Here is a 4,102-nt window from a genome sequence, read left to right on the forward strand (position 1 = left end):
TGGGTGTTGGAGGGGGGGAAAAGGGGGGGGGAGGCCAGAACAACGGGGGTGGGTGGTTTCTTGTTTTTTTTTGGGGGGGGGGGGGAGCCCCCCCCCCCCCCCCCCCCCCCCCCCCCCCCCCCCCGGACCCACATGGAGAACTAGTGTGCCGATGACCCCTGACCTCACTTCGCTCGTCCTCGCGCAGGGCGGCGGAAGCTGGATCACCTTCGACGTGAATTCGTTCCTGAACCAGTTCTGGGACAACACGATCGACGGTCTTTCCTACGGCAGCATCTACGCGCTCGTGGCGCTGGGCTACACCCTCGTCTACGGCGTGCTCAAACTCATCAACTTCGCCCACTCCGAGGTGTTCATCTACGGCGCCTTCGCGACGTGGTTCACCTTCTACGGCTTGGGTTTCCGCCCCGGCGCGACCCCGGACCTGCCGATCTTCGAGCTGATCGGCTTCCTGCTGATCGCGCTCGTCGCGTCGATGGCGGTGTCCGGCGGCACGGCGGTCGTGCTGGAACGCGTGGCCTACCGGCCGCTGCGCAAACGCAAGGCTCCCCGGCTGGTCTTCCTGATCACCGCGATCGGCGCTTCCTTCGTGCTGCAGCAGATCCTGTTCATCTGGCGCGGCGGCAACCCGGAGAACAGCATCCGGCTGCTGCGCAACGACGAGGTGTTCACGATCTTCGGCGGCAGCGTCAAGATCGTCACCATCATCACCGTGATCGCGTCGATCCTGCTGATGATCGGCACGGACATGTTCGTCAACCGGACCAAGTTCGGCCGCGGCATCCGCGCGGTGGCGCAGGATCCGGACACCGCGACGCTGATGGGCGTCAACAAGGAACGCGTCATCACGCTCACGTTCCTCATCGGCGGCCTGCTGGCCGGCGCGGCGGCGCTGTTCTACATGATGAAGATCCCGCAGGGCGCCTCTTACCAGGGCGGCTTCATCCTCGGCATCAAGGCGTTCACCGCCGCGGTGCTCGGCGGCATCGGCAACCTGCGCGGCGCGCTGCTGGGCGGCCTGCTGCTCGGGGTCGTGGAGAACTACGGGCAGTCGCTGTTCGGCGGCGAATGGCGCGACGTCGTCGCGTTCGTCCTGCTGGTGCTGATCCTGATGCTCCGCCCGACCGGCATTCTCGGCGAATCGCTCGGAAAGGCACGGGTATGACGACGACTACGACGCCGCCCGCCGCACCGGCGAAGGCGCGCCGCCGCCCGGTTTCGGAGTGGTGGAACAGGCTGTCCCGGGTCCAGCAGTGGGGGGTGCTCATCCCGCTGGTGGCGCTGGTCTACCTGCTGCCGGTGCTGAACCCGCCGCTGATCACCACCCAGCCCGGGTACGACTTCCCGATCGCGATGTTCGAGGTGGCCCGCTACGCGCTGGTCGCCATCGGGCTCAACATCGTGGTGGGCCAAGCGGGTCTGCTCGACCTCGGCTACGTCGGGTTCTTCGCGATCGGCGCCTACGTGATGGCGCTGTTCACGAGCCCGGACTCGTCCCTGTCGAAGCTGCCGTTCCTCGTCGTGCTGCCGATCGCGATGGTGGTCACGATGATCTTCGGGGTGATCCTGGGGACGCCGACGCTGCGGTTGCGCGGCGACTACCTGGCGATCGTCACGCTCGGCTTCGGCGAGATCGTGCGGCTGCTGGCCGACAACATCGACCCGCTGCGCGGCAACCGCGGCTTCCAGGGCGTCGGGCATCCGCCGGGCACGAAGGCGGACGGCAGCCCGCTGTTCAACAACACCGACGGCATCCCGTGGTACTGGCTCTGCGTCACGATCATCATCGTGATCCTGTTCGTGGTCGGGAACCTGGAGCGCAGCCGCGTCGGCCGCGCGTGGGTCGCGATCCGCGACGACGAGGACGCGGCCGAGATCATGGGCGTGCCGACGTTCAAGTTCAAGATCTGGGCGTTCGTCGGCGGCGCCGCGGTCGGCGGCCTCTCCGGCGCGCTGTACGCGGGGCAATTGGGCTTCGTGAACAACCAGAAGTTCGACGTCGTCACGTCGATGCTGTTCCTGGCCGCGGTGATTCTCGGCGGCGCGGGCAACAAGGTCGGCGTGCTGCTGGGCGCGATCGTGGTGGCCTACGTGCCGCTGCGGTTCCAGGCGATCGCGGAGTACAAGTACCTGATCTTCGGCGTGGCGCTGATCATCCTGATGATCTTTCGCCCGCAAGGCCTGCTCGGCGCGCGGCAGCGGCTGCTCGCCTACGGCAGGCAGGCGTACCAGCGGCTGCTCGGCAAGGGCGAGCAGATCAGCAGCGACGGTTCGCTGGTCACCGACAACCCGGGGGAGAAGGCATGACGGTCCCTGGCAACGGAAACGGGCCCGAGGTCCCGGCCGAGGGCGGCCTCGTGGCCGAGGTCGCGAACATGACCGCCGAACAGCTCGCCGAGCACGAGGCCGAGGTCGCCGAGGTCGTCGCGCCGGACCGGGAGATCCAGGCCGGTTACGGGCAGACGCTGCTCAAGGTCGACGACGTCACCGTCCGCTTCGGCGGCCTGGTGGCGCTCGATTCGGTGTCCTTCGAGATCCGGCGCGGCGAGATCCTGGGCCTGATCGGCCCGAACGGCGCGGGCAAGACCACCTGCTTCAACGCGATGACCGGCGTCTACCGGCCGTCGTCGGGGCAGGTGCTGCTCGAGGACAAGCCGCTCGGGAAGGCGTCGCGGCACGGGATCACGCAGCTCGGCATCGCCAGGACGTTCCAGAACATCCGGCTGTTCTCCGAGATGACCGCGCTGGAAAACGTGGTCGTCGGCACCGACGCACGGCACAAGACGAGCCTGCTCGGGGCCCTCCTGCGGCTCCCGCGGCACCACCGCGAGGAGAAGCAGGCGATCGAGAAAGCCATGGCGCTGCTGGAATTCGTCGGTATCGCCGACCGGGCCGCGGACCGCGCGAAGAACCTGCCGTACGGCTATCAGCGCCGGCTGGAGATCGCGCGGGCGCTGGCCACCGAGCCGAAGCTGCTGTGCCTCGACGAGCCTGCCGCCGGGTTCAACCCGGCGGAGAAGGAAGAGCTCATGGGGCTGATCCGGACGATCCGCGACGACGGCTACACCGTCCTGCTGATCGAACACGACATGAAGCTCGTCATGGGCGTCACCGACCGGATCGTGGTGCTGGAGTTCGGCAAGAAGATCGCCGACGGGCTACCGGCCGAGATCCGGGAGAACCCCGCCGTGATCGCCGCTTACCTGGGAGTTCCCGACGATGACGTTGCTTGAGCTTTCCGACGTTTCCGTCCACTACGGACGGATCCAGGCCGTGTCCGGGCTGTCCATCACGGTCAACGAGGGCGAGATCGTCACCCTCATCGGGGCGAACGGCGCCGGGAAATCGACCACGATGCGGGCGATCTCCGGCATCCGGCCGATCTCCGCCGGTGCTATCCGGTTCGACGGCGAGGACATTTCGCGGCTGCGCGGGGATTTGCGCGTGGTGCGCGGGATTTCTCAGGCTCCGGAGGGCCGGGGGATTTTCCCCGGGATGACGGTGCTGGAGAATCTGGACATGGGCGCTTATGCGCGCAAGGATCGGAAGAAACTGCAGCCGGATTTCGATCGGGTGTTCGAGTTGTTTCCGCGGCTGGCTGAGCGGAAGAGCCAGGTCGGCGGGACGATGTCCGGGGGTGAGCAGCAGATGCTCGCGATCGGGCGGGCGTTGATGGCGAAGCCTCGGTTGTTGTTGCTGGACGAGCCTTCGATGGGGCTGGCGCCGCAGTTCATTCAGCAGATTTTCCGGATTATTTCGGAGATCAATCGGCAGGGGACGACGGTGCTGCTGGTTGAGCAGAATGCGCAGCAGGCGTTGTCTCGGGCGCATCGGGCTTATGTGCTGGAGACTGGGCGGATCACCAAGACTGGTACTGGGCAGGAGTTGTTGGCTGATACCAGTATCAAGGAGGCTTATCTCGGGGTGGGGTGAGTTCGTTTCGGCGGGTTCGGCTCGTCGCCTGGCGGCGACATTGCGCCTCCTGCGTGAGGGGGCACCCCGAAGCTGAGTGTGACGACGGGGGGGGGGGGGGGGGGGGGGGGGGGGGGGGGGGGGGGGGGGGGGGGAAGGAGAACACGACCGCATGTGTTTCCTCTGGCGT

At 67.1% G+C, this 4,102-nt stretch carries 4 protein-coding genes; all 4 read left to right on the forward strand.

The genetic code is table 11. The features are described from left to right. Window positions 1–151: 151 nt before the first annotated feature. From ACZ63D_RS41735 to ACZ63D_RS41750, 4 genes are read left to right on the forward strand one after another with little or no spacing between them, the layout of a single operon-like run. Window positions 152–1,165 (forward strand): branched-chain amino acid ABC transporter permease, encoded by a 1,014-nt coding sequence (locus tag ACZ63D_RS41735; protein ID WP_465359894.1) that lies wholly within the window; start codon window positions 152–154, stop codon window positions 1,163–1,165. Next, on the forward strand, window positions 1,162–2,307 hold the full coding sequence (locus ACZ63D_RS41740; protein WP_465359859.1) for a branched-chain amino acid ABC transporter permease: 1,146 nt from the start codon (window positions 1,162–1,164) through the stop codon (window positions 2,305–2,307). Before ACZ63D_RS41735 ends, ACZ63D_RS41740 begins: the two co-directional genes overlap by 4 nt. Next, entirely contained in the window at window positions 2,304–3,233 is a 930-nt protein-coding gene (locus ACZ63D_RS41745) for an ABC transporter ATP-binding protein (protein ID WP_465359860.1), read from the forward strand. Before ACZ63D_RS41740 ends, ACZ63D_RS41745 begins: the two co-directional genes overlap by 4 nt. After that, window positions 3,220–3,933, forward strand: coding sequence for an ABC transporter ATP-binding protein (locus tag ACZ63D_RS41750; RefSeq protein ID WP_465359861.1), 714 nt, complete (start codon window positions 3,220–3,222; stop codon window positions 3,931–3,933). Before ACZ63D_RS41745 ends, ACZ63D_RS41750 begins: the two co-directional genes overlap by 14 nt. Window positions 3,934–4,102 lie beyond the last annotated feature (169 nt).

It is taken from the genome of Amycolatopsis sp. NPDC104775 (genome assembly GCF_055583325.1).